Origin of the sequence: Paenibacillus lentus, assembly GCF_003931855.1 — a bacterium.
GTDB lineage: Bacteria > Bacillota > Bacilli > Paenibacillales > Paenibacillaceae > Fontibacillus > Fontibacillus lentus.
Map to the genome: position 1 here is coordinate 1,469,517 of NZ_CP034248.1, position 20,902 is coordinate 1,490,418.

The 20,902-nt window shown below is 43.1% G+C and carries 19 protein-coding genes; 18 read left to right on the forward strand and 1 reads right to left on the reverse strand.

Annotated elements, in window-relative coordinates:
- Positions 1-11: 11 nt before the first annotated feature.
- The 18 genes from flgK (at position 12) to EIM92_RS06665 (ending at position 19,358) form a co-directional block, all read left to right on the forward strand.
- Positions 12-1,580, forward strand: a complete 1,569-nt coding sequence (gene flgK, locus EIM92_RS06580; RefSeq protein ID WP_125082002.1) for a flagellar hook-associated protein FlgK — start codon at positions 12-14, stop codon at positions 1,578-1,580.
- Between the two features lie 18 nt (positions 1,581-1,598).
- Positions 1,599-2,495 carry a flagellar hook-associated protein FlgL gene (flgL, locus tag EIM92_RS06585; protein ID WP_125082003.1) on the forward strand — a complete coding sequence of 299 codons (897 nt, stop codon included), beginning with the start codon at positions 1,599-1,601 and terminating at the stop codon, positions 2,493-2,495.
- Between the two features lie 16 nt (positions 2,496-2,511).
- Positions 2,512-3,078 (forward strand): DUF6470 family protein, encoded by a 567-nt coding sequence (locus EIM92_RS06590; RefSeq protein WP_125082004.1) that lies wholly within the window; start codon positions 2,512-2,514, stop codon positions 3,076-3,078.
- Between the two features lie 46 nt (positions 3,079-3,124).
- Positions 3,125-3,544: a flagellar assembly protein FliW gene (gene fliW, locus EIM92_RS06595; RefSeq protein WP_125082005.1), complete on the forward strand. Its 420-nt coding sequence runs from the start codon at positions 3,125-3,127 to the stop codon at positions 3,542-3,544.
- Positions 3,545-3,547: 3 nt separating this feature from the next.
- Positions 3,548-3,769 carry a carbon storage regulator CsrA gene (csrA, locus tag EIM92_RS06600; protein ID WP_125085040.1) on the forward strand — a complete coding sequence of 74 codons (222 nt, stop codon included), beginning with the start codon at positions 3,548-3,550 and terminating at the stop codon, positions 3,767-3,769.
- A 117-nt stretch (positions 3,770-3,886) separates the two neighbouring features.
- A complete protein-coding gene (locus EIM92_RS06605) occupies positions 3,887-4,702 on the forward strand; it encodes a flagellin N-terminal helical domain-containing protein (protein WP_125082006.1) in 816 nt (271 codons plus the stop codon).
- Between the two features lie 66 nt (positions 4,703-4,768).
- Positions 4,769-5,833 (forward strand): glycosyltransferase family 2 protein, encoded by a 1,065-nt coding sequence (locus EIM92_RS06610; protein ID WP_125082007.1) that lies wholly within the window; start codon positions 4,769-4,771, stop codon positions 5,831-5,833.
- Entirely contained in the window at positions 5,834-7,345 is a 1,512-nt protein-coding gene (gene fliD, locus EIM92_RS06615) for a flagellar filament capping protein FliD (protein ID WP_125082008.1), read from the forward strand. It abuts the gene before it with no gap.
- A 21-nt stretch (positions 7,346-7,366) separates the two neighbouring features.
- On the forward strand, positions 7,367-7,732 hold the full coding sequence (locus EIM92_RS06620; protein ID WP_125082009.1) for a flagellar protein FlaG: 366 nt from the start codon (positions 7,367-7,369) through the stop codon (positions 7,730-7,732).
- Between the two features lie 6 nt (positions 7,733-7,738).
- Positions 7,739-8,110: a flagellar export chaperone FliS gene (fliS, locus tag EIM92_RS06625; RefSeq protein WP_125082010.1), complete on the forward strand. Its 372-nt coding sequence runs from the start codon at positions 7,739-7,741 to the stop codon at positions 8,108-8,110.
- A complete protein-coding gene (locus EIM92_RS06630; RefSeq protein WP_125082011.1) occupies positions 8,107-8,478 on the forward strand; it encodes a hypothetical protein in 372 nt (123 codons plus the stop codon). The genes fliS and EIM92_RS06630 overlap by 4 nt, the downstream gene beginning before the upstream one ends.
- A 17-nt stretch (positions 8,479-8,495) precedes the next feature.
- Entirely contained in the window at positions 8,496-11,645 is a 3,150-nt protein-coding gene (locus tag EIM92_RS06635) for an IPT/TIG domain-containing protein (protein WP_125082012.1), read from the forward strand.
- 198 nt (positions 11,646-11,843) lie between these two features.
- On the forward strand, positions 11,844-13,052 hold the full coding sequence (gene fliB, locus EIM92_RS06640) for a flagellin lysine-N-methylase (protein WP_125082013.1): 1,209 nt from the start codon (positions 11,844-11,846) through the stop codon (positions 13,050-13,052).
- 266 nt (positions 13,053-13,318) lie between these two features.
- Positions 13,319-13,516, forward strand: a complete 198-nt coding sequence (locus tag EIM92_RS06645; protein ID WP_125082014.1) for a cold shock domain-containing protein — start codon at positions 13,319-13,321, stop codon at positions 13,514-13,516.
- Between the two features lie 237 nt (positions 13,517-13,753).
- Positions 13,754-14,302 (forward strand): ribosome hibernation-promoting factor, HPF/YfiA family, encoded by a 549-nt coding sequence (gene hpf, locus EIM92_RS06650; RefSeq protein ID WP_125082015.1) that lies wholly within the window; start codon positions 13,754-13,756, stop codon positions 14,300-14,302.
- A 327-nt stretch (positions 14,303-14,629) separates the two neighbouring features.
- Complete coding sequence (gene secA, locus EIM92_RS06655; RefSeq protein ID WP_125082016.1) at positions 14,630-17,137, forward strand: preprotein translocase subunit SecA; 2,508 nt, start codon at positions 14,630-14,632, stop codon at positions 17,135-17,137.
- Positions 17,138-17,253: 116 nt separating this feature from the next.
- Positions 17,254-18,364 (forward strand): peptide chain release factor 2 gene (gene prfB, locus EIM92_RS06660; protein WP_125082017.1). Its coding sequence is split into 2 segments (ribosomal slippage): positions 17,254-17,325 and positions 17,327-18,364, totalling 1,110 coding nucleotides; the frame shifts between segments, so codons are not numbered across the junction.
- Positions 18,365-18,455: 91 nt separating this feature from the next.
- Positions 18,456-19,358, forward strand: a complete 903-nt coding sequence (locus EIM92_RS06665; protein WP_125082018.1) for a YitT family protein — start codon at positions 18,456-18,458, stop codon at positions 19,356-19,358.
- Between the two features lie 317 nt (positions 19,359-19,675).
- Here EIM92_RS06665 and EIM92_RS06670 read toward each other — a convergent pair whose 3' ends face one another.
- Positions 19,676-20,869 carry a transposase gene (locus EIM92_RS06670; RefSeq protein ID WP_125081264.1) on the reverse strand — a complete coding sequence of 398 codons (1,194 nt, stop codon included), beginning with the start codon at positions 20,867-20,869 and terminating at the stop codon, positions 19,676-19,678.
- Positions 20,870-20,902: the final 33 nt, after the last annotated feature.

Sequence of the window (20,902 nt, forward strand, 5' to 3'; positions counted from 1 at the left end):
AGGAGGGAATTATGACATCAACATTTCATGGTATTGAAACTGCGAAACGAAGTTTATTTACGCAAATGGCAGGTATGAATACGACGGGGCATAATATAGCGAATGCAAGCACACCAGGCTACTCTAGACAAATCGTAGGTACTGCCGCTACCCGTCCGATAGAAGTGCCTACCTTGCATAAATCGACTGCGCCAGGACAACTGGGTACAGGCGTTGAAGTTACTTATATTAAACGTGTAAGGGATCAATTTCTCGACGAACAATACTGGAATGCAAACCGTTCATTGGGGGATTGGGAAATTCAAGCAGGGACACTGGCTAAATTAGAGGCGATATTTAATGAGCCATCCGATGCAGGTTTAACGACTGTAATTAATAATTTCTGGAAGTCATGGTCTGAATTCAGTAAAGATCCTGAAAACGTTACTTCGAGGAAAATCGTGCGGGAAAATGCGCTGGCTTTGGTCGATGCATTTAATGAAACTAGCAAGAAAATCACTGATATGCAAACGGACCTAACTCGAAGCCTAAGTGTGAATGCTGATCATGTAAATACGTTAGCAGAGCAGATTGCCCAGTTGAATTATGAAATAAATCGCATCGAGGGCCTTGGGGATAATGCGAATGACTTGAAAGACCAAAGAGATCTCATCATCGACGAATTATCCAAGATGGGTAATGTGATTGTTGAGCGCGAAGAATCAAGCTACTATCGCGTTTTATTTGGCGGTGTGGAGCTTGTACAGGGGAACAATGCTAATCCAGTAACGACGGCTGGCTTGGAAGCGGCATATACAGGCAATGGACTAAATAGTGGTGAATTATTTGGAATAATCAAATCCAGAGATTCCATTGTCCAGGATTATTTGGATCAGCTTAACGAAATGGCAAATACGATTGCGAACGGTGATGTGGAAGTAACTATACCTGCGGGATCGGTACTTCCGGAAGGTACTGTATTTAATGGTATAACCTATACTGGGGCTAACCGAACTTTAACAAGCGACCTTACGGTTACCGTGAAAGGGATTAATGGTCTGCACCAGCTGGGTTATATCTTTACTTCACCAGCTCAACGTGCAGGTGAGTTTTTTAGTTCGAAGGGCGGGCCGCTGACTGCAGCTTCGTTTAGCTTGAGTGCTGCTATTGAACAAGACCCAAATAGGATTGCATCTTCGTTGCGGGTTATTCCTGGAACAGTTGCTACAGGAGATCAAGTGGTTAAAGGTAATAATACGCTTGCTCTACTTATGTCTGGACTGAGAGACAAGATGTTCACATTTAATCCAATATCCAGTAATAATGGAATTACCAAAGGGACCTTCGATGATTATTATCGGGGAATGATGGGGCAATTAGGTGTACAGAGCCGAGAGGCTCTTAGACAGCAGGAGAACAACCAGTTGCTTGTTGATCAAGTCGATAACAGAAGACAATCAGTCAGTGGTGTATCATTGGATGAAGAGATGGCTAATCTCATAAAACTACAACATGCCTATGGGGCAGCTTCACGTTTAATGACAACAATGGATCAGAACCTAGATAGGGTAATTAATAGTATGGGTATAGTGGGCAGATAAGAATAGGGGGCGATTATTATGGCGTTACGGGTTACACCGGGCATGATGAACTTGCAGATGATGAGAAATATCAACTCCAATTTAATTAGAATGGATCATAACCAAAATAAATTGTCAACGGGTATGAAGTTGAACAAACCATCGGATGACCCGGTTGGCATCACATATTCATTAAGATATCGAAGTGAACTTTCTATAAATGACCAGCTTCAAAAAAATGCTGAATCTGCAGTTTCATGGCTCGAATTCTCTGATACAACCGTTGGGCAAATCAATGATATTTCTCAGCGTGCTTATGAATTGCTTGTACGGGCTGCAAATGGGACTAACCCGGAAGAAGCATTGGATGCAATCAATATTGAAATAGAACAGATCTATGAGCAATTAATATCGCTGGGCAACAGCAAGTTTAATGATAAGTATATTTTTAATGGACAATTAACGGATCAGGCTCCCTATGATCAGCTCTTGGCTCCAACCCAAGGTACAGACACTCATGGTATTCTTTATAAATTTTCAGAGGGTTCAGGTCTGTCCATAAATATTAGCGGACAGGATATCTTTGGAGAGCCTAACGACGATGATAATCTATTTGCAATTTTGACTAGAGTGCAGACTGCTTTGGGGTCAGATGATAAAACGGCACTTCAAGCTGAACTTGAAAATTTGAAGGATCGTTTAGTTAAGATAAATGAAGCCCGTTCCGAGATTGGGGCTAAGACGAACCGGATTGATTTGATTAGTAACCGTCTTGGGGATCTTGAAATGAATATAACCTCCATGCAGTCTAAAGTAGAAGACACCGATTACGCTGAGACAATCCTAGTATTAAAACAAAATGAAAGTGTATATCAAGCCTCATTAGCAACCAGTGCTAAGATTATGCAGATGAGCTTGCTGGATTATTTACGCTAATAAGAGGTGATTCAATATGGAGCTGTCTAGATTATCGATTCGGCAAACCTATGGTGCCATAGGCATAGAAAGCCAGAGAGCTCAAATGAAAATGGAGTCCCCGCCGGGTGAGTTAAGAATTGAGAGCACACCGGCGGCCATGGATGTTCAGAGAGTCCCTGCTGAACTGAACATAGATAGCTCCGAAGCCTGGATGGCCTATGGAAAAGGCAATCATCTGGAATGGTATCGTATGGTCTCGAGTCAGTATTACGGTGAGTTTCTCAATAATGTGGCCCGGATAGTAGAGGAGGGGAATCAGTTAGCCCAATTTACTAAGCCAGGCAATACAATTGCTAATATAATGGCGAATCGTATCGTGGAAAAGCCTAATATTCAATACGTAGGGGAGGCCTCGACGGATAACGTGGATCTTCAGTATATTCCTGCGAGCTTGAATATTAACTGGAATGACCATGAGACGCAAATAGAATATCTTCCCCAAAAGCCACAAGTAACTTTTGAGGCAGCTGTGACGAATATTTATATGAGAAATAAGAACAGCATTGAGATGTGGGTTAGTAATTATAATTTGTATGGTTAAAATAAAGCTATAGCCTAAGGCTGTAGCTTTTTTTGGAGGCGATGATATGTTAAGTCAATTCAATAATATAGACATCTCGTTTGAGGGGGGGATTTTTGGGTTTGAACATCTGGATCGGTTTATGTTGGAAGCGATTGAAGATACACCCTTTGCATATCTAAAAAGTGTCGAAGATGAAAATGTGTCATTTATAACGACATCTCCATTTCATTGGTATATGAATTATGAGCTTAAATTAGATGAAGGCTTAAAAAACAAGCTAAAACTAAAGCATGAAGAAGATACTTTAGTACTTGGCATTGTTACCATTAAGAATCCATCTGAAGCCTCGACGATTAATTTGCTCGCTCCTCTAATTATTAACATTCAAGACAAAATTGGGCTGCAGCATGTTTTTCATGAACAAACTGATTATAAAACCCAAAGCCCGTTGTTTATAGAACCTACAAGTAGAGGGGAGGAATGATTGATGCTTGTACTCTCGCGTAAGCGTGGCCAGACGATTCAAATTAATAATGATATAGAAATTTATATATCCTCTATTGAGGGGGATAGCGTGAAAATTGGAATTAAGGCGCCGGCAGACGTCATTATTATGCGGAAGGAACTGCTTGAGGAAGTACAGGCAAATAATTTACAAGCTAGTTTAGCGCCCAAAAATCTTGATTTCATAAAAAAAATAAAAAAATAAAAAAAAAAATATCATTTTTAGTATAAACTCTGGTAAGGAAAAGCCGATATATAAATTAAGGCGAAATGCCTAATTCACAAGGATGTGAAATTTTAAAATTCAAGGAGGAAGTAACAAATGATTATTAACCACAATCTTAACGCAATGAACTCGCACCGCAACCTGACGTTGAACAACATTCAACAAGGTAAGTCTTCTGAGAAGCTATCTTCCGGTTACCGTGTTAACCGTGCTGCTGACGATGCAGCGGGTCTATCGATTTCCGAGAAAATGCGTGCCCAAATCAGATCGATGAACCAAGGTATGCGTAACGCTCAAGACGGCGTATCTCTTGTTCAAACAGCTGAGGGTGCAATGAATGAAGTTTCCGACATGCTGACACGTATGAAAGAACTTGCTACTCAAGCTTCTTCCATGACTTACAATGACAGTGACTTGGTTGCCATGAACGATGAGTATACGGAGCTGATCAACGCGATTAATGATATCGGCGCGAATGCTGAGTTCAACGGCATCAAATTGCTAGATGGTTCTGGCGGACAAACATTTAATATTCAACTTGGTGGAACTGAAAATGAAAAAGTTGAAATTAATATGGAAAAAGCAAAAATTAGCGATCTGACAGATAACTTGGGTAGTCTAGATACTCAAGCTAATGCTGTGACTGAACTTGCAGCTCTTGACACAGCAATTGGAACTGTAAATGCTGCTCGCTCTGCACTGGGTGCATTCCAAAACCGTTTGGAGCACATGTACAACAACGTAGGTACAACTGCTGAGAACTTGCAAGCAGCAGAATCGCGGATTCGTGATACTGACATGGCTCAAGAAATGATGGCCTATACGAAATTCAATATCCTGCAACAAGCTTCTACTGCCATGTTGGCTCAAGCTAACCAAGCGCCTCAAGGCGTATTGCAATTGTTGCGTTAATTGGATTAGCTTCAAGTCCGGTAGGAGTCCACTGATCAGTGGACTCCTTTCTTATAGGAGTGAACCATGGAAATATCTGTATGCATGATCGTTAGAAATGAGGAACAACATTTAAGAGCTTGTATAGGTAGTATTCCTGACAATATTGAAATAGTAATTGTTGATACAGGTTCTACAGACCGTACAACTGAAATTGCTGAATCATATAAAAATGTGCAACTTTATCGCTACGAATGGGAAGAAGACTTTGCAAAGGCAAGGAATTACTCTCTTTCAAAGGCGACAGGCAGTCACATATTTGTGATTGATGCGGACGAACGGTTTCAATCAGGAACATATGAGCAAATTATGAATTATATTCAGCAAAATTCGCAAAAACCTGCCGCTGTTATGATTCGGAATATTGACGAGTCCAGCGAACAGCGCAGAGTTCATCGGATGGTACGTTTATTTCCTAACGATGGGAGATATAGATTCTGGGGTACCGTCCATGAAGTGCTGTACAAGGATCAATCTACTGCTTCATTCGATTTAAGTGATATCATGATTGATCATTTTGGATATAATTATTCAAATTATCGAGAGAAGAAATACGGGGTGTATCATTCCCTGTACCATACCCATCTAAAGGTAAATCCTTCTGATGGATATATGTGGTACCAACTAGGGAAATTGCACGCATCTGTTGAAGAACTGGAAGAGGCATGCGAGGCATTCATCCAGGCTTCCCGTTTTATGGGAGTCCCTACTTTATCTCATGCTGCGATGGTTGTGGAGTTTGCCAAGGTACTACGTAAAGCTCAATTGGTTGAAGACGCGATTTACTTGCTGGAGAGCAATCGAGATTATTATGTTGATTATCCTGATTTATGGTTCCAGCTCGGTTTGTTGTATATAGACGCCGGAAGAATGGAACTTATCTCGAATGCTTTTGAGCAGGCGCTTCTAATCGGGGAGACCAGGAAATATGCCTCAATCGAGGGTTCGGGCTCATTTCTTGCAGCTTTCAACCTGGGAGTTTTCTATGAAGTAACTGGTAAAAGTGAGGAAGCACTAAAGTATTATAACATGGCTCGGCCTTATGAGCCTGCTGCTCTTCGGATTGATATTCTTAGTAGAGAGGTGAATTAAATGCCTATTCGTATATCTGGGATGGCTTCAGGAATGGATATTGATTTGTTAGTATCCGACCTAATGAAAGCAGAAAAAATTCCTCTGACAAAAAAGACCCAAAATAAGACGATTGTACAATATCGTATGGATTTGTACAGGGATGTAAATACCAAATTAATGGCGCTGAGGGACAATATCAGCAAAATGCGCTTTAGTACGGATTTTTCCGGAGTTAAGGCGGCATCATCGAATGAAAATGCTGTAAAAGTTAGTGGAAGCAATCCGGGTAAAGTGACAACGACTATTGAGGTGAAACATTTAGCTGAACAAGCAAAGAAGCTAAGTACAGGCAAGGCAACTATTGGTAGTGGGCTCGATTTAAGCAAATCGTTAGCAGAAAATGCAGATAACTTTGATACGTCCCCCATTCTGGATCCGTCAGGGGGTGCAACAAATTTAACAATGACGATTAATGGGGTGGATATCAACTACAGCAAAGACGATTCGATTCAGAGCATCATCAACAAGGTGAATCAATCCAGTGCAGGAGTTGCGCTGAGCTACGATTCTTCGGCGGATCAGTTCGTATTTATCTCCAGGCAGACCGGTAAGGCTGCCCAAATTGATGCCCAGGATATAGAAGGCAACTTCCTCGCGGCAATTAAGATGGACAGCACTGATGTCCCGACGGGAAAGGATGCTAAGGTCGTTATCAATGGTATTGAATCTGACCGTTCCAGTAATTCGTTTACGCAGGATGGGGTTACGTACACGCTGTTGCAGCCAACTACATCAGCAGTAACGATTACAAACAATAATGATACGGATGCTATAGTTAACAAAATCAAGGAGTTCGTCAATAATTATAATGAAGCCATATCCTTAGTGCACAAGCTGACGGATGAGAAAATTGCTCGAGGATATGCCCCTCTAACAAATGAACAGAAAAAGGAGATGGCGGAGGAGGAAGTTAAGAATTGGGAGAAGTTAGCAAAAAGGGGGCTACTTAGAAATGATGTCTTGTTAGAACCTTTCGCTCGAAAAATGCGTTCCTTTTTATCCGAAGCCATTCCTGTCGATGGAACGACAAATCTTTCTCCTATGGATATTGGACTGGGTACAACGTCTTATAATGGAAATGCAGCTGAATTTGCTACCGCTGGCGGGAAGATTGTTTTGGATGAAGATAAACTAAGAAAAGCGATTGAAGCGGACCCGAATCAGGTAGAGGCACTTTTTACACGTGTATCTGGAACCGGTAGTGAAGAAGGTTTATTTCAAAAGATGTATAAACAACTGAATACAACTATTACTGATATTACTAAGAAGTCAGGCAAGGCAGGTGGCTCTTACAATGATATCACTACAGAATTGGGAAAACAATCTAGTAAAATGGAATTGGAGATTAAAACACTCGAAGATAGACTGAACAGAAAAGAGGAGTTTTATTACAAACAATTTGCAGCTATGGAGAAGGCGATGTCCAATAGCAACAGCCAATTGAACTTTTTGCTGCAGAATATGGGATAATAAAGTCGAGGAGGGTTTGAGATGCAGGTTCCTAATTTGCCTTCTACTTCCTTGTCTAGCACCAATGCGAAGATTAAAGAACCATCATTTACCCCTAGTTATGTGGGGTCAAGTTATCATGATCTACAGGATAAAAGCAGAGTACAACCTTTATCTGTAAGTGAAAAGGCGCTCCTTGAGGCGATTCATAAAGTAAATAAAACACTTGAAGGTACGCCTCAGCGCTATGAATTCAAACTGCATGACTCTACTGGGCAACTCGTAATTAAAATTTATAACAAAGAAACGGATGAAATCATCCGGGAGCTACCGCCAGAAAAGATGATAGAGTTAGTCGAAAAACTGCAACAAATCGTAGTAGGCGCAATAATTGATGAAAAGAGGTAATCAGACGTGCAGCAAGCAGTAAACCAATATTATGAGACACAAATTAAAACTGCTTCACCTGAAGAGTTGACGTTGATGCTCTATAACGGATGCATACGTTTTTTAAAGCAGACATATATCGCAGTAGAGAATAAAGATTTTAAGAGTAAGAGTGCAAATATCACTAAGGCTATTAACATTATTGATGAGTTGCAGGCTACCCTTGATATGAACTATGAAATCTCGAAAAATCTCTTTTCTCTATATGAATATTTCAAACAACGTCTTGTCTATGCAAGCATGCAGTTGGATTTGGATGTGTTGCAGGAGATCATCGACATGGTTACGGACCTGCGTGATACTTGGCATGAGGCAATTAAGACGGTGAAACAAAAATGATGGGTTCTCATAATAAATTGGTGGCTGCTGCCCATGCATTGGTAGATGTGACGCAAGAATACTTAATGGAGATCCAATCGAATGAGGAATGGTTCTTGATGACCGACGGGTATGTTGCGAAGCAGTCTGAGTTGGTCAAAGATATTCAAGGTGTAGGTATAAGCAGCTTGTCATTGCAAGAACAGGGGAAGGTGCAAGAATTGCTCCGTGTCTGCTACCAGTTAGAACTGCAAATCAACAATGAGATATCCCGGCAGCATTCGATTGTCGGGAATCAAATCAATCAATTGCGCAAAGGAAATAACTTTAGAAACAAGTATGAGTCAGCATCTTTAGGATCAGGCATGATGCTTGATACCTATAAATAATAATAGGGAGGATTAAAATGCGAATTAAACAGAGTATCGCCGCTTTAATGGTATTGATATTAACTATCGTTGGTCTTAACAGCATGACAACATCAGCATCTGCGGCTGCTGACTACATTCAGGTTTCACGTCAAGTGACTCCTGGTGAGATTACAACAGAGGAAGAGGTAACCGTCGAGCTTACGATTCAAGGTACTCCACCTGTATCCGTGATTAGGCCCAATGATGTCATACTTATCATCGATAAGTCTGGTAGTATGGCAGGCGATAAAATCATTGCGGCTAGGGATTCAGCTAAAGGATTTATTGATCTTATGGACTTTAATGTTCATCGCGTAGGTATCGTAGATTATAGCTCAAGTAACAATGTAAAGGTGTTCCCAATTACTACAGATGCAAATGCAGCGAAAGCTTACGTTAATACTATTCAAGCGAGTGGGGGAACCGGAACTGGTTATGCTATTGATGCTGCTGTTACAGAGCTGATGAGAGAACCTAGGGAAGGAGCTCAGCCGGTAATTGTCTTAATGACTGACGGTGATGCCACAGAGCCTAACGGCAGCGCATACGAATATGCATTGGATAGAGCAGCAGCAGCTAAAGAACAAGGTATTGTATTCTATACCATTGCCTTACTGAATGCGAATGATAATCCGGATACAAGTGGTCCTAACCAGTTGCTGACGAAGATGGCGACAACCTCATCACACCATCATTTTGTATTAGGATCCGTCGGACTCAGTGAAATTTACGCTGCTATTGTAAAGGAAATCGGTATTGCGAGTGCGTATGATGTGACAGTAACTGATTATGTCAGCGAACATTTTGAAATAGTTCCAGACTCTTACCTACATAATATTCCTCAGCCTACGGTGTCAGGTAATGAAATCAGCTGGAGTTTCTTGGAGCTTAAAAACAATACGTTGAATTTTACTTATAAAGTCAGACCAAAGACTCAAAATCCAGGCGTTTTTAGTGTGTCAACAACTGCAGCAAACGTCACATACAAGGACTTCGCAGGTGCGAATCGTAATAAACTTATTGGCAATAAGTCAATAAAGGTTAAGCTCCCAGCTCCTGTGATAACCTCGATCGTTGAACCATCTGGTCATCCGCTGGGTGGAAATGAGGTTCAAATTAACGGGGATAAGTTTGTGAACGGAGCTCGAGTATTTTTTAATACTTATGAAGCCAGGAGCGTTAATTTTGTTGATAGTAAAACACTCAGAGTAATTGTACCACCGGGTTCTCAAGGGACAGTTAATGTAAAGGTTCAAAACCCTGACAATCAATTTGCTACGGGTAGCTATCAGTATATGGCCGACCCTGAAGTTAGTTCTTATAGTCCAACAGAAGGACCAATGGAAGGTAATACAGTGATATCCATGTACGGTAATTATTTCATGCCCGGAGTTACAGTCAAATTTGGCGATAAGTCTGCTGTAATCACAACGCAACGTACTGGATTTTTGTCGCTTAAAACACCTGCGGTAACTGAAGTGGGGCTAGTAGATATTACTATACAAAATCCAGATGGTACATCCCTGGTCATTCCTTCGGGATTTAATTACCTGGAGCCAGAAATACCAAAGCTGGAGATTACGAACGTTAATCTAAATACAGGATTGCCTGAGGGCGGCGGAACAGCAACTATTGTCGGCAAAAGAATTAATCCAGAAGTAAGAGTATTCTTTGGTGATAATGAAGCGCAAGTCAAATCAGTCGTTTCCACCGAAAGAATCCAGGTCATTGTACCGGCTGGTCAACCTGGCAAAGTAGATGTAAAACTTGTAAATCCGGATGGCGAGGAAGCAACGCTGGCGGAAGGTTATACGTATGCTTATCCAGATTACCCTGCTCCAGTTGTAAATACCATTAACCCTAATCAGGGAGAAATACAAGGTGGGGGAACGGCATTTATTTCAGGTACGGGATTTGTGTCTGGTGTGAAGGTTCTGGTGAATGATATTCCTGCGACTGTTACATCGAATACTCTCTATCGCATCACGATAGTAATTCCCGCTTCTACTGTAGAGGGTACGTTCGATGTTAAAGTGATCAATCCAGATGGTAAGGAAGCGATATTGCCTGCAAGCTACACGTATATTTTACCGCCTCCTCCTCCGGCGCCAGTTCTAAACCGTATATCGCCTGACAATGGTTTGATAACAGGAAATGCTACAGTTGTACTGTACGGAGAGAATTTCATGGGAGATGCCGTTGTGTTGTTCGATGATATCGAGCTTCCAACGACCTTTGTGAGAAGTGATCAGTTGAGGATTGTGACTCCCGCCTCTGACGAAGAAAAAGTTGTTCAGGTGAGGATAAAGAATCCGGATGGACAAACAACGGTTGAAAATATTACCTATTCATATATCGAACCACAGCCAGAACCAGTGAGCATTACCTCGTTAAATCAAGTGAGTGGAATAACAGCTGGCGGAAACACTGTCTACATTAATGGTTCCAATTTTCAAAGAGGAATTCGGGTGTTTTTCGGAGATAATGAAGCCGAAGTAAAGTCTTATGCCAGTGCGCGACGGATTGGTGTAGATGTTCCGCCATCTTTGACTACGGGATTAGTTGATGTGACCGTATTAAACCCAGATAAAGGTCAATTCACCTTGCCTGGGGCTTACAGATATACCCTAACTCAGCCAACGATTTCAAGTTTGTCTGTTCCAAGTGGTCTTACTACTGGTGGAACGATCGTTTATATTAATGGGACTAATTTTGAGCCAACAATGAGTGTAACGATTGATGGGACAAATACGCCCTTTGATTATGTAAGCAATAAAAGAGTTAAAATTGTTACTCCACCAAGCCAGTATGCTGGAGAGGTTCCTCTTGTAGTTACCTTGGACAATGGCGAAAGTGCAACATTTAACTTTACCTATGAGGAGCCGCCAAAGGCCCCCGCGCCTTTCATTAGAGCATTCAATATCAGCAGCGGGCCGGCAGCGGGAGGGAATACGGTATACATCTCTGGACATAATTATGTCAGAGGAGCAACAGTATTCTTTGGTGATGTTGAGTCGCCGAATGTTATATTTAATTCGACCACACGTTTAGGCGCGAGAATACCGGCAGGATCGGGTGTTGTTCAGGTTAAAATTGTAAATCCTGATGGTCAAGAGAGCAACACGCTTGAATACACCTACCAATAAAAAATCAGTTTGATCTTCAACCCTACCTTTATTAGGTAGGGTGTTTTTTATGAAGTAAAAAATTAGTCTTTGATGACCGATATAAAATATATTGCTGCTAATTTTGTAGAGCCTTTAAAACAAAAGATTATTCACAGGTAAATTAGCAACTAGTAAGGTTATAAATTCTATTGGACAGCTTACCAAGAGAGGACAATTATGAAAAAGAAATTTGAAGTTTTGAGACCCCAGTATATGAATGAATTCGAGTGTGTTGGCCAGGATTGTCCGGATACATGCTGTGCAGGTTGGAAAATTAATATTGATAAGGGGACCTATAAAAAATACCGTAAAATTAATGATAAAGGTATGGCGTTAAAATTTAGGGAGTATATTAAAAGAAATGATAACCCGTCTTCTGATGACAATTATAGTTATATTAAATTAGATAATGGGGCATGCGGTTTTATGGATCATGGTTTGTGCGGAGTTCAAAAGAAATATGGTGAGGATTTACTATCAGTTGCGTGTTTGCAGTACCCTCGAAAAGTTAATATAGTAGATCAACGTGTGGAATTATCCGCAAAGCTATCTTGCCCGGAAGTAGCACGGTTAGCTCTTTTGAACACAGAGATCATGCAATTTGATGTTGTAGAGGAATGGATGGACACAAGATATAAACTTAGTATAAATTTAAATACGGCTGAGGAGACATGGGAACGTTGTTTTTGGCCAATCAGAATATTTATTATTGAAATTTTACAGAATAGAACATTATCCGTTCCTGATAGATTGATTTTTTTAGGTATGCTTTGCAAAAGACTCTACGCCGTAAAAGAGCTTAACAACGAGCTTGTTATCCATGAAATTATAAATGAATATAAAGTTAAAATGAGTTCTCCAACTCTTAAAATGCAGCTTGAGAAACTGCCAAAGACAACTCATATACAAATAAAATTGCTAAAAGAATTATTGCTCTCTTCTAGAGATGAGCATATAAAATATAAGGAATACACTGAGAAAACAATAAAAGCGTTTCTATTAGATTCTGCTGATGATAATCTATCTATAGAGGCTTTTAATGAAGGGAATAACCAACACTTCACTCCCTTTGTTAGGGAGCATTCATACATTCTTGAAAACTACTTAGTAAATCAGGTGTTTGAGAGATTATTTTTATTTAATAAGGGGACGAACATTCTCGAAGATTACATTCAGCTCGTTGCCCTTTACTCTATGGTTAGATTTCAAATTCATGGTGTAGCGACTTATAATAAACGGATGAGTCCAGAACTTGCTGTTGGCATTATTCAGGCGTTCAGCAGAGTTGTCGAACACAACTCTCTATATCTGAAAGCTATTTGTGATTCTTTAAAAAATGAAAATTCTGATTCATGGGCTCTTATGGTTGTTTTAATTAAGGAATAGATATTAAAAAATGATATATAAAATTTCACAATATTATAATACAAACGTTCCCTGTTTCACCCCCACCCTTTTGGGGTAATAAAGTACGAGCGCATTTCTACTTCTGCTAGCTAAATGGGTCAATCCTCTTTTTGCGACAAAGTTTTACAATAAATTAACAGTAAAACCTTTTCTTTTCCAATTGACACGATTTAAGCTGGAGTGGTATAGTCAGAAATGTGAGCATGCTTCACACTCTTATTTGATAATGAAGGGAATGTTAGTGAATGCAAGGTAAAGTGAAATGGTTTAACGCAGAGAAGGGTTATGGCTTTATCGAAACGGAAGAAGGCGCAGACGTGTTTGTACATTTCTCGGCTATTCAATCCGAAGGCTTCAAAACGCTGGAAGAAGGACAAGCTGTAGAGTTCGAGATCGTTGAAGGCGCTCGCGGACCGCAAGCGGCTAACGTAATCAAATTATAATCATCCGGCAGAGCCGACCTACATATAACGGTACGATGGTTAACAATTGAAGATTCGCTAGCACAGACCTGGGGGCAACCTCGGGTCTTTAATTTTGAGTTAAGACTAAAAATCAAACCCAAGCGCCTTGTGCTGCGGGATTTGATCCTTTTTTTGCTCTTAATCCTGCGTTTACACTTTTTACATTGCGCTAACACCATGGTATAATAATGGTGCAAAGCAAAGGAGGAGTGCCCTATGAATTTTAGTATTCGTGGACAGCAAATTGAAGTGACTGAAGCACTGCGAGATTATGTGGACAAGAAGCTCAGTCGACTTGATAAGTACTTTGAAGCACCCCCTACCTCAGAAGGCTACGTCACTATGAGTGTCGTACGCGGTTTGCATACGGTGGAGGTAACTATTCCTTTGACCGGCGTCATGCTTCGCGCTGAGGATCGTAGTGATGACATGTACGCATCGATTGATGCCGTCGTGGACAAGCTCGAACGCCAAATACGCAAGCATAAAACGAAGATCAACCGCAAGTTCCGTCAGGAAGGCAGCCTGAAGAGCCTGTTCGTTGAGAACGGCGGTTCCGTGGCGGTAGATGAAGCGGATAGTGATGATCTGGAAGTCGTCCGCACGAAGCGGTTTACTATGAAACCTATGGATGTGGAAGAAGCGATACTGCAAATGAATATGATCGGCCATAATTTCTTTGTATTCTCCAATATTGATACCAAAGAATTGAACGTCGTCTATCGACGGAACGATGGGAAATATGGTTTGATCGAGCAGGATTAGTATAGCGTATCCAATCATGACGATTGTATGAATGATCTGGTAATTCTTGCAATTGAACTTAAGGACACGAGCCTTATCCGCCCGCGGATAGGGCTCTTTTTAGATTATAGGACGTATCGAATTCGGAGTCCCAACTTCCCGGTACGGTTGGGAAAATGACCGTTGAATGCGTTCAGTGTGTTATAAAAATAGTTTTATAGACGTTTTGGCTATTATAAAATGGATGTGGAAATCGCCGCAGGAAACGTGACGGCGCGTGTTGCGGCATGCCTTACAAACTGTTACAATTTAGGTAAATCATTTGTTTAGCCGTGAAAGGGGTTAACTATGCTAGGAATAGTAAAGAAGATATTTGGCGACACGAATGAACGTGATGTCAAACGTCTTATGAAGACGGTGGACTTAATCAATAAATTAGAACCGAAATTCGAGGCGCTGTCGGACGAGCAGTTGCAGGGCAAAACGGCCGAGTTCCGCGAGCGGATCGAGAAGGGCGAAACTCTGGACGAGCTGCTTCCTGAAGCGTTTGCTACGGTAAGAGAAGCTTCGCGCAGAACGCTGGGGATGCGTCATTTTGATGTACAGTTAATCGGGGGAATAGCTCTCCATGAAGGCCGCATTGCCGAGATGAAGACCGGTGAAGGGAAAACATTGGTTGGTACCTTGCCGGTTTATTTGAATGCGCTCCTTGGTAAAGGTGTACATGTCGTTACCGTCAACGATTATTTGGCACAACGCGATAGTGAGCAAATGGGACAAATTTATAATTTTCTTGGCATGACTGTTGGGGTGAACCTCAGCGGAATGGAGCATTCGGATAAGCAAGAAGCTTACGCGTGTGACATTACTTATGGAACGAACAATGAGTTCGGTTTTGACTATTTGCGTGACAACATGGTTCTCTACAAGGAACAGATGGTTCAGCGTCCGCTTTATTTCTGTATTATTGACGAAGTAGATTCGATTCTAATTGATGAGGCGCGTACGCCGCTGATCATCTCTGGACAAGCTCAAAAATCAACGGAGCTGTATTATGCAGCTGACCGTTTCATTAAGAGGCTTGTGCCTGAAGAGGACTTTACGGTCGATATTAAAGTTAAGGCTGTTTCTTTGACAGAGAAAGGGGTCGCCAAGGCTGAGCGTGCTTTTGGAATCGACAACTTGTATGACCATGCCCATATCACGTTAAATCATCATATTGTTCAAGCGCTGAAGGCAAACGCCATTATGCGCCGTGACGTAGACTACGTCGTAACCGAGGACGAGGTCGTCATCGTCGATGAGTTTACGGGCCGTTTGATGGCTGGACGCCGTTATAGCGAAGGGCTGCATCAGGCGATTGAGGCGAAGGAAGGCATCGAGGTACAGAATGAGAGCATGACGCTGGCGACGATTACGTTCCAGAACTATTTCCGGATGTATCGTAAGCTGGCCGGTATGACAGGTACGGCGAAGACCGAGGAAGAGGAATTCAAGAAAATCTATGGTCTCGAAGTTCTTCAAGTTCCAACGAACCGTCCGAATATACGTATTGATATGCCGGATGTTGTCTATAAGAGTGAGGAGGGCAAATTCCGGGCAGTTGTCGAAGAAATTGTGAATCGGCATAAGAACAACCAACCGATCCTGGTAGGAACGGTGTCGATTGAGAACTCCGAGCTGCTGTCTGAAATGCTCAAGCGTAAAGGGATCAAGCATAAGGTACTCAACGCGAAATATCACTCGGAGGAAGCTGAAATTATTTCCCGCGCAGGTGAGCCAGGCTCTGTTACGATTGCCACGAATATGGCTGGGCGTGGTACGGATATTCTGCTTGGCGAAGGTGTGGCCGAAATTGGCGGACTGCATATTATCGGTACTGAGCGTCATGAATCTCGCCGGATTGATAACCAGCTTCGCGGACGTGCGGGCCGTCAGGGCGACCCGGGCTCTACACAGTTCTATTTGTCGCTTGGCGATGAACTGATGAAGCGTTTTGGCGCAGATAACGTGCTAAATATGATGGAGCGCCTTGGATTTGAAGAGGATCAGCCGATCGAGAGCAAGATGATTACCCGTGCCGTCGAATCCGCCCAGAAGCGGGTTGAGGGGAACAACTTCGACGTTCGTAAAGTTGTCCTTCAATATGACGATGTTATGAACCAGCAGCGTGAAATTATTTATAAGCAGCGTCGCGAACTGCTAGAATCCGATAACATTAAGCAAATTGTAATCGATATGATCAAGCCGGTTATCGAACGAGTAGTTGAAGCGCATACGGCAGATGAAATTCCGGAAAACTGGGAGCTGCAAGACGTAGCTGATTATATGAATGCTAAATTACTGGACGAAGGCTCGATTACCAAAGATGATCTATGGGGCAAAGAACCAAGCGAGATGATCGAGTTTATTTTCGATAAAGTGATGACCAAATACAATGAGCGCGAGGAAGCGCTAGGGCCGGAAATGGTTCGCGAATTCGAGAAGGTTATTGCGCTGCGTGCAGTTGACAGCAAGTGGATGGATCATATTGATGCGATGGATCAGCTGCGTCAAGGCATACATCTTCGCGCCTACGGTGGTACCGATCCGCTTCGTGAATATCAATTCGAAGGCTATGAAATGTTTAATCAGATGGTAGCCAGCATCCAGGAAGAGGTTGCGACATATATTATGAAGGCTCATGTCGAGGGCAACCAGGAGCGTCAGGCGGTCGTAGACGAGAGCAAGATCTCTACTAGCGGTGAGCCTGCCGAGAAGCGTCCGGTTCAGCGCGGCGAGCAAATCGGACGCAATGATCCATGCCCGTGCGGTAGCGGTAAGAAATACAAGCACTGCCACGGCCAGAATGCGTAAGCTGGCCAAAGATTTGGCTAGCTATGAACTAGCGTTATGTTACTAAGGCAGGGACATTGGTTTTGCAAGAGACATGACCGTACCTTAAGTACAATTGGGAAGGTGAATGAACAACGATGATCGACCCGAACATTAAGCAGGATATGCGTGAAATCGCGAAGAAACTATCCAACCTTAGGGGGTCTCTTTGACTTAGACCTCAAGCATGAAATGATTGCAAATTACGAAGAGAAGATGGCTGCCCCAGACTTCTGGGATGATAATGATAAGGCTCAAGGAGTGATTGCTGAGCTGAACGCCATCAAGTCCTCGGTGGATCAGTACGAATCATTACAGCAGGAGTACGATGATATGGCGATGATGGCTGAACTCGCTGAGGAAGAGGGCGACGAAGATCTTGTCGCTGATATCGGCGTATCTATCGACGGCTTGCTGAAGAAGTTGGAGGATTTTGAGCTTCAGCTTCTGCTGAATTCACCCTACGATAAGTTGAATGCGATTCTTGAGCTGCATCCCGGTGCTGGAGGCACCGAGTCACAGGACTGGGGGCAAATGCTGCTGAGGATGTACACCCGATGGGCGGAGAAGCATGGCTTCAAGGTCGAGACACTGGATTATCTGCCGGGTGACGAGGCGGGAATCAAGAGTGTGACATTGCTGATCAAAGGATACAATGCTTACGGCTACCTGAAGGCGGAGAAAGGGGTGCATCGTCTGGTGCGGATCTCTCCATTCGATTCTTCAGGAAGACGGCATACCTCTTTTGTATCCTGTGATGTTGTGCCGGAGATTACGGATGATGTGGATATCGAGGTTCGAACAGAGGATCTGAAGATCGACACATACCGGGCTAGCGGAGCCGGTGGACAGCATGTTAATACGACGGATTCCGCGGTACGGATTACGCATATCCCTACGGGAATCGTCGTCACCTGTCAGAATGAACGCTCCCAGATTAAGAACCGCGAGCGGGCGATGACGATGCTCCGTTCCAAGCTATATGAGCAGAAGCTCGAGGAGCAGCAGAAAGAACTGGACGAAATTCGCGGGGAGCAATCGGATATTGCCTGGGGCAGTCAAATCCGTTCCTACGTGTTCCATCCTTACAGTATGGTGAAGGATCATCGTACTTCGGTGGAGACCGGGAATGTGGGAGCGGTTATGGACGGGGAGCTTGATCCATTCATTGATGGATATCTGCGCAGTCAAATTCGCACAGAAGCCTAAAAATGATTCATCGATTTGAAAAGGAATTCCTACACTAGCATATTCCATATGCGTGTAGGAATTTTTTTGGAGTAAAGTAAGGAGGAATATCGTGCCAACAAAGTTGCATAAACGCAGACCTAGTGATTACATTCCTTTAAATGGCCCGCTCCGGCATGTGCTGGATACGCTGATGATCTTAATCGGATCATTTATTACCGCCATGGCCTTTAACTTGTTTCTCTTGCCTAGTGACATTGCATCCGGCGGGGTTTCGGGGCTATCAATCATCGCTAAGTCGCTCTTTAACATCGAACCGGCATACACGCAATGGGCGCTGAATATTCCTTTGTTTGTTGCAGGATTCGTATTGCTAGGGCGGTATTATGCGCTTCGATCCTTGCTGGGTACGGTAGTTATGCCGCTGTTCGTCTTTTTGACCAAGGATTGGATTGCGCCTACGACGGACCCGCTGCTGGCCTCTTTGTATGGAGGGATAGGTGTTGGCTTAGGCTTGGGGCTCGTTTTTCGAGGACGAGGTTCAACCGGGGGACTATCGATTGCGGCGCAGATCATTCAGAAGTACAGCGGGCTCAGCCTTTCGCTTTGCGTAGTGCTGATGGATGGACTGGTTATTGTGCTGGCAGGTGCTGTGCTGTCACTGGAACAGGCGCTGTACGCGTTGATTGGCCTATACATTACGGGCAAATTTATTGACGTAATCGAGCTTGGCTTCAACTACACGAAGGTAGCTTACATAATCGCCGATAAGACGGAGGAAATCACGGAAGGGATACTGCATCACTTGGATCGAGGACTGACCAAACTGTCCGCTCAAGGGGGCTATACCGGAGATGACAGAACAGTGTTGATGGTCGTGGTCGGGCAGAGTGAGGTGACGCATCTCAAGACGCTGGTTCAATCGATCGAGCCTACGGCATTTGTAATTATTTCGAATGCTCATGAGGTTCTTGGCGAGGGCTTTTCATTAGGAAGAGGGAGCAAACAGAATTAAATGATGCAGGATAAGAATCTGGGCAGCATAGTGCTAAGCTTGGATTCTTTTTTTATTGGTCGAAGGCTTTGCGGTTTACACAGCTAATTTAACGTGGAAGTCCTTTTTTCAGAAAAAGGGATTTTAATCTAATCATGGCTAACACCCCCATTTACACTCAATCAACAAATTTACTTTCATAAATGAGCATTTTGCATAATTCCCTATTTGAGAATTGAATAGCAGAACCTAGACCTAGTTGGTGGTGCATTTTCAGCTAAATCCACTCGGTTTTCAAAAATGGGCAGACCTGCAGAATTTTCTGCGCATTCAAAATTTTAAGCAGCGACTTTTCTGTATTTCTGAGCCATTGCCAGGGCAGAAGCCAGCAATACAATTGCATTTAAATATTGGTGAGTTATGACTTTCTCTATGCCCCAAACATGCATGGCGTCTGCGGTCAAATAGGTTTTCATTCGGGAGTTGCAGCGTTCTACACTCGTTCTTTCTTTGTAAAGTTCTTGCCAACGTTTCGTGTTCCGGTGCGGACTTGAATAACGGCGCAAATCGCTTTTTGTATCAACCTTGAGCACCATTCCATAGTTGGAAGATGAACAGGCTGCCATCCCCAGCGGACAATCCACCTTGCCGGTCGCATGGGGACACCGGAATTTCAGGTGATCGCCATCTACTCCCCAGTATGTCATGGCAAAACCCATGGAGCAGCAAGGTGTACCGTTAGATGTTATACCTGCAGGCGGTTCCTTCTCATTGCGAAGATTCATCGGGATAATCGCTTGCGCTTTGAGCTTCCGTGCCGCTTCATAGTTTTTAAGTTGGTCATACCCAGCATCAAACACAAAGAACTTCACTTTCGCATCGGCAGCCACTTGTTCCATAAGAGCGGGTGCCAGATCACCGTCATTGACATGAGCCGGTGTAACCGAGAGGGCCAGGGGCAGTTCGCTAGCGGTGTCGACAGCAAGATGAAGCTTATAGCCGAACCACTTGACCTTGTTACCAAAGGAGTCAAACTTCGCGCCCCAGTTGGCATTCCCCGTCAGCTCACTTTTGCGCTTCGGCTGTTTCTTCTCGTAGGCATGGATCGCTGCGCTGTCCATCGCCACGTGACTTCCATCGATGATTCCTTCCTGCTTACAGCGTGTGACGAGATCCTCAAACAGACGTTTTGCCAATCCCTTATTCGTTAGCTCAGTGAAAACGCGGCTTAATGTGGCGATTGATGGAGCTTTTCGATCAAGCCTGAGTCCGCATTGGTAACGGAAACGAAGATCCATATCCAGACGACGATGCAAGCCGCTAAATGTATCCATGTTCTCCAGCGGCGCTGCAAGCAATGCGCGAAGAATCCCTTGTCGGCAGTGCCCATCGGCACCTCGGGGTGAATGACTTCTCAATTCTTTAGCATATGGCCGTAAGTCCAGGGCGCTGAAGAAGATAGGCAAACGTTCTTTAAATTCAAGTTTTTGAAGTTCTTCAAAGGAAAATAGACTTTCTTGTAGAATATACATAGTGACTTCTCCCCCTTGGGTTTTCTTGTTTTG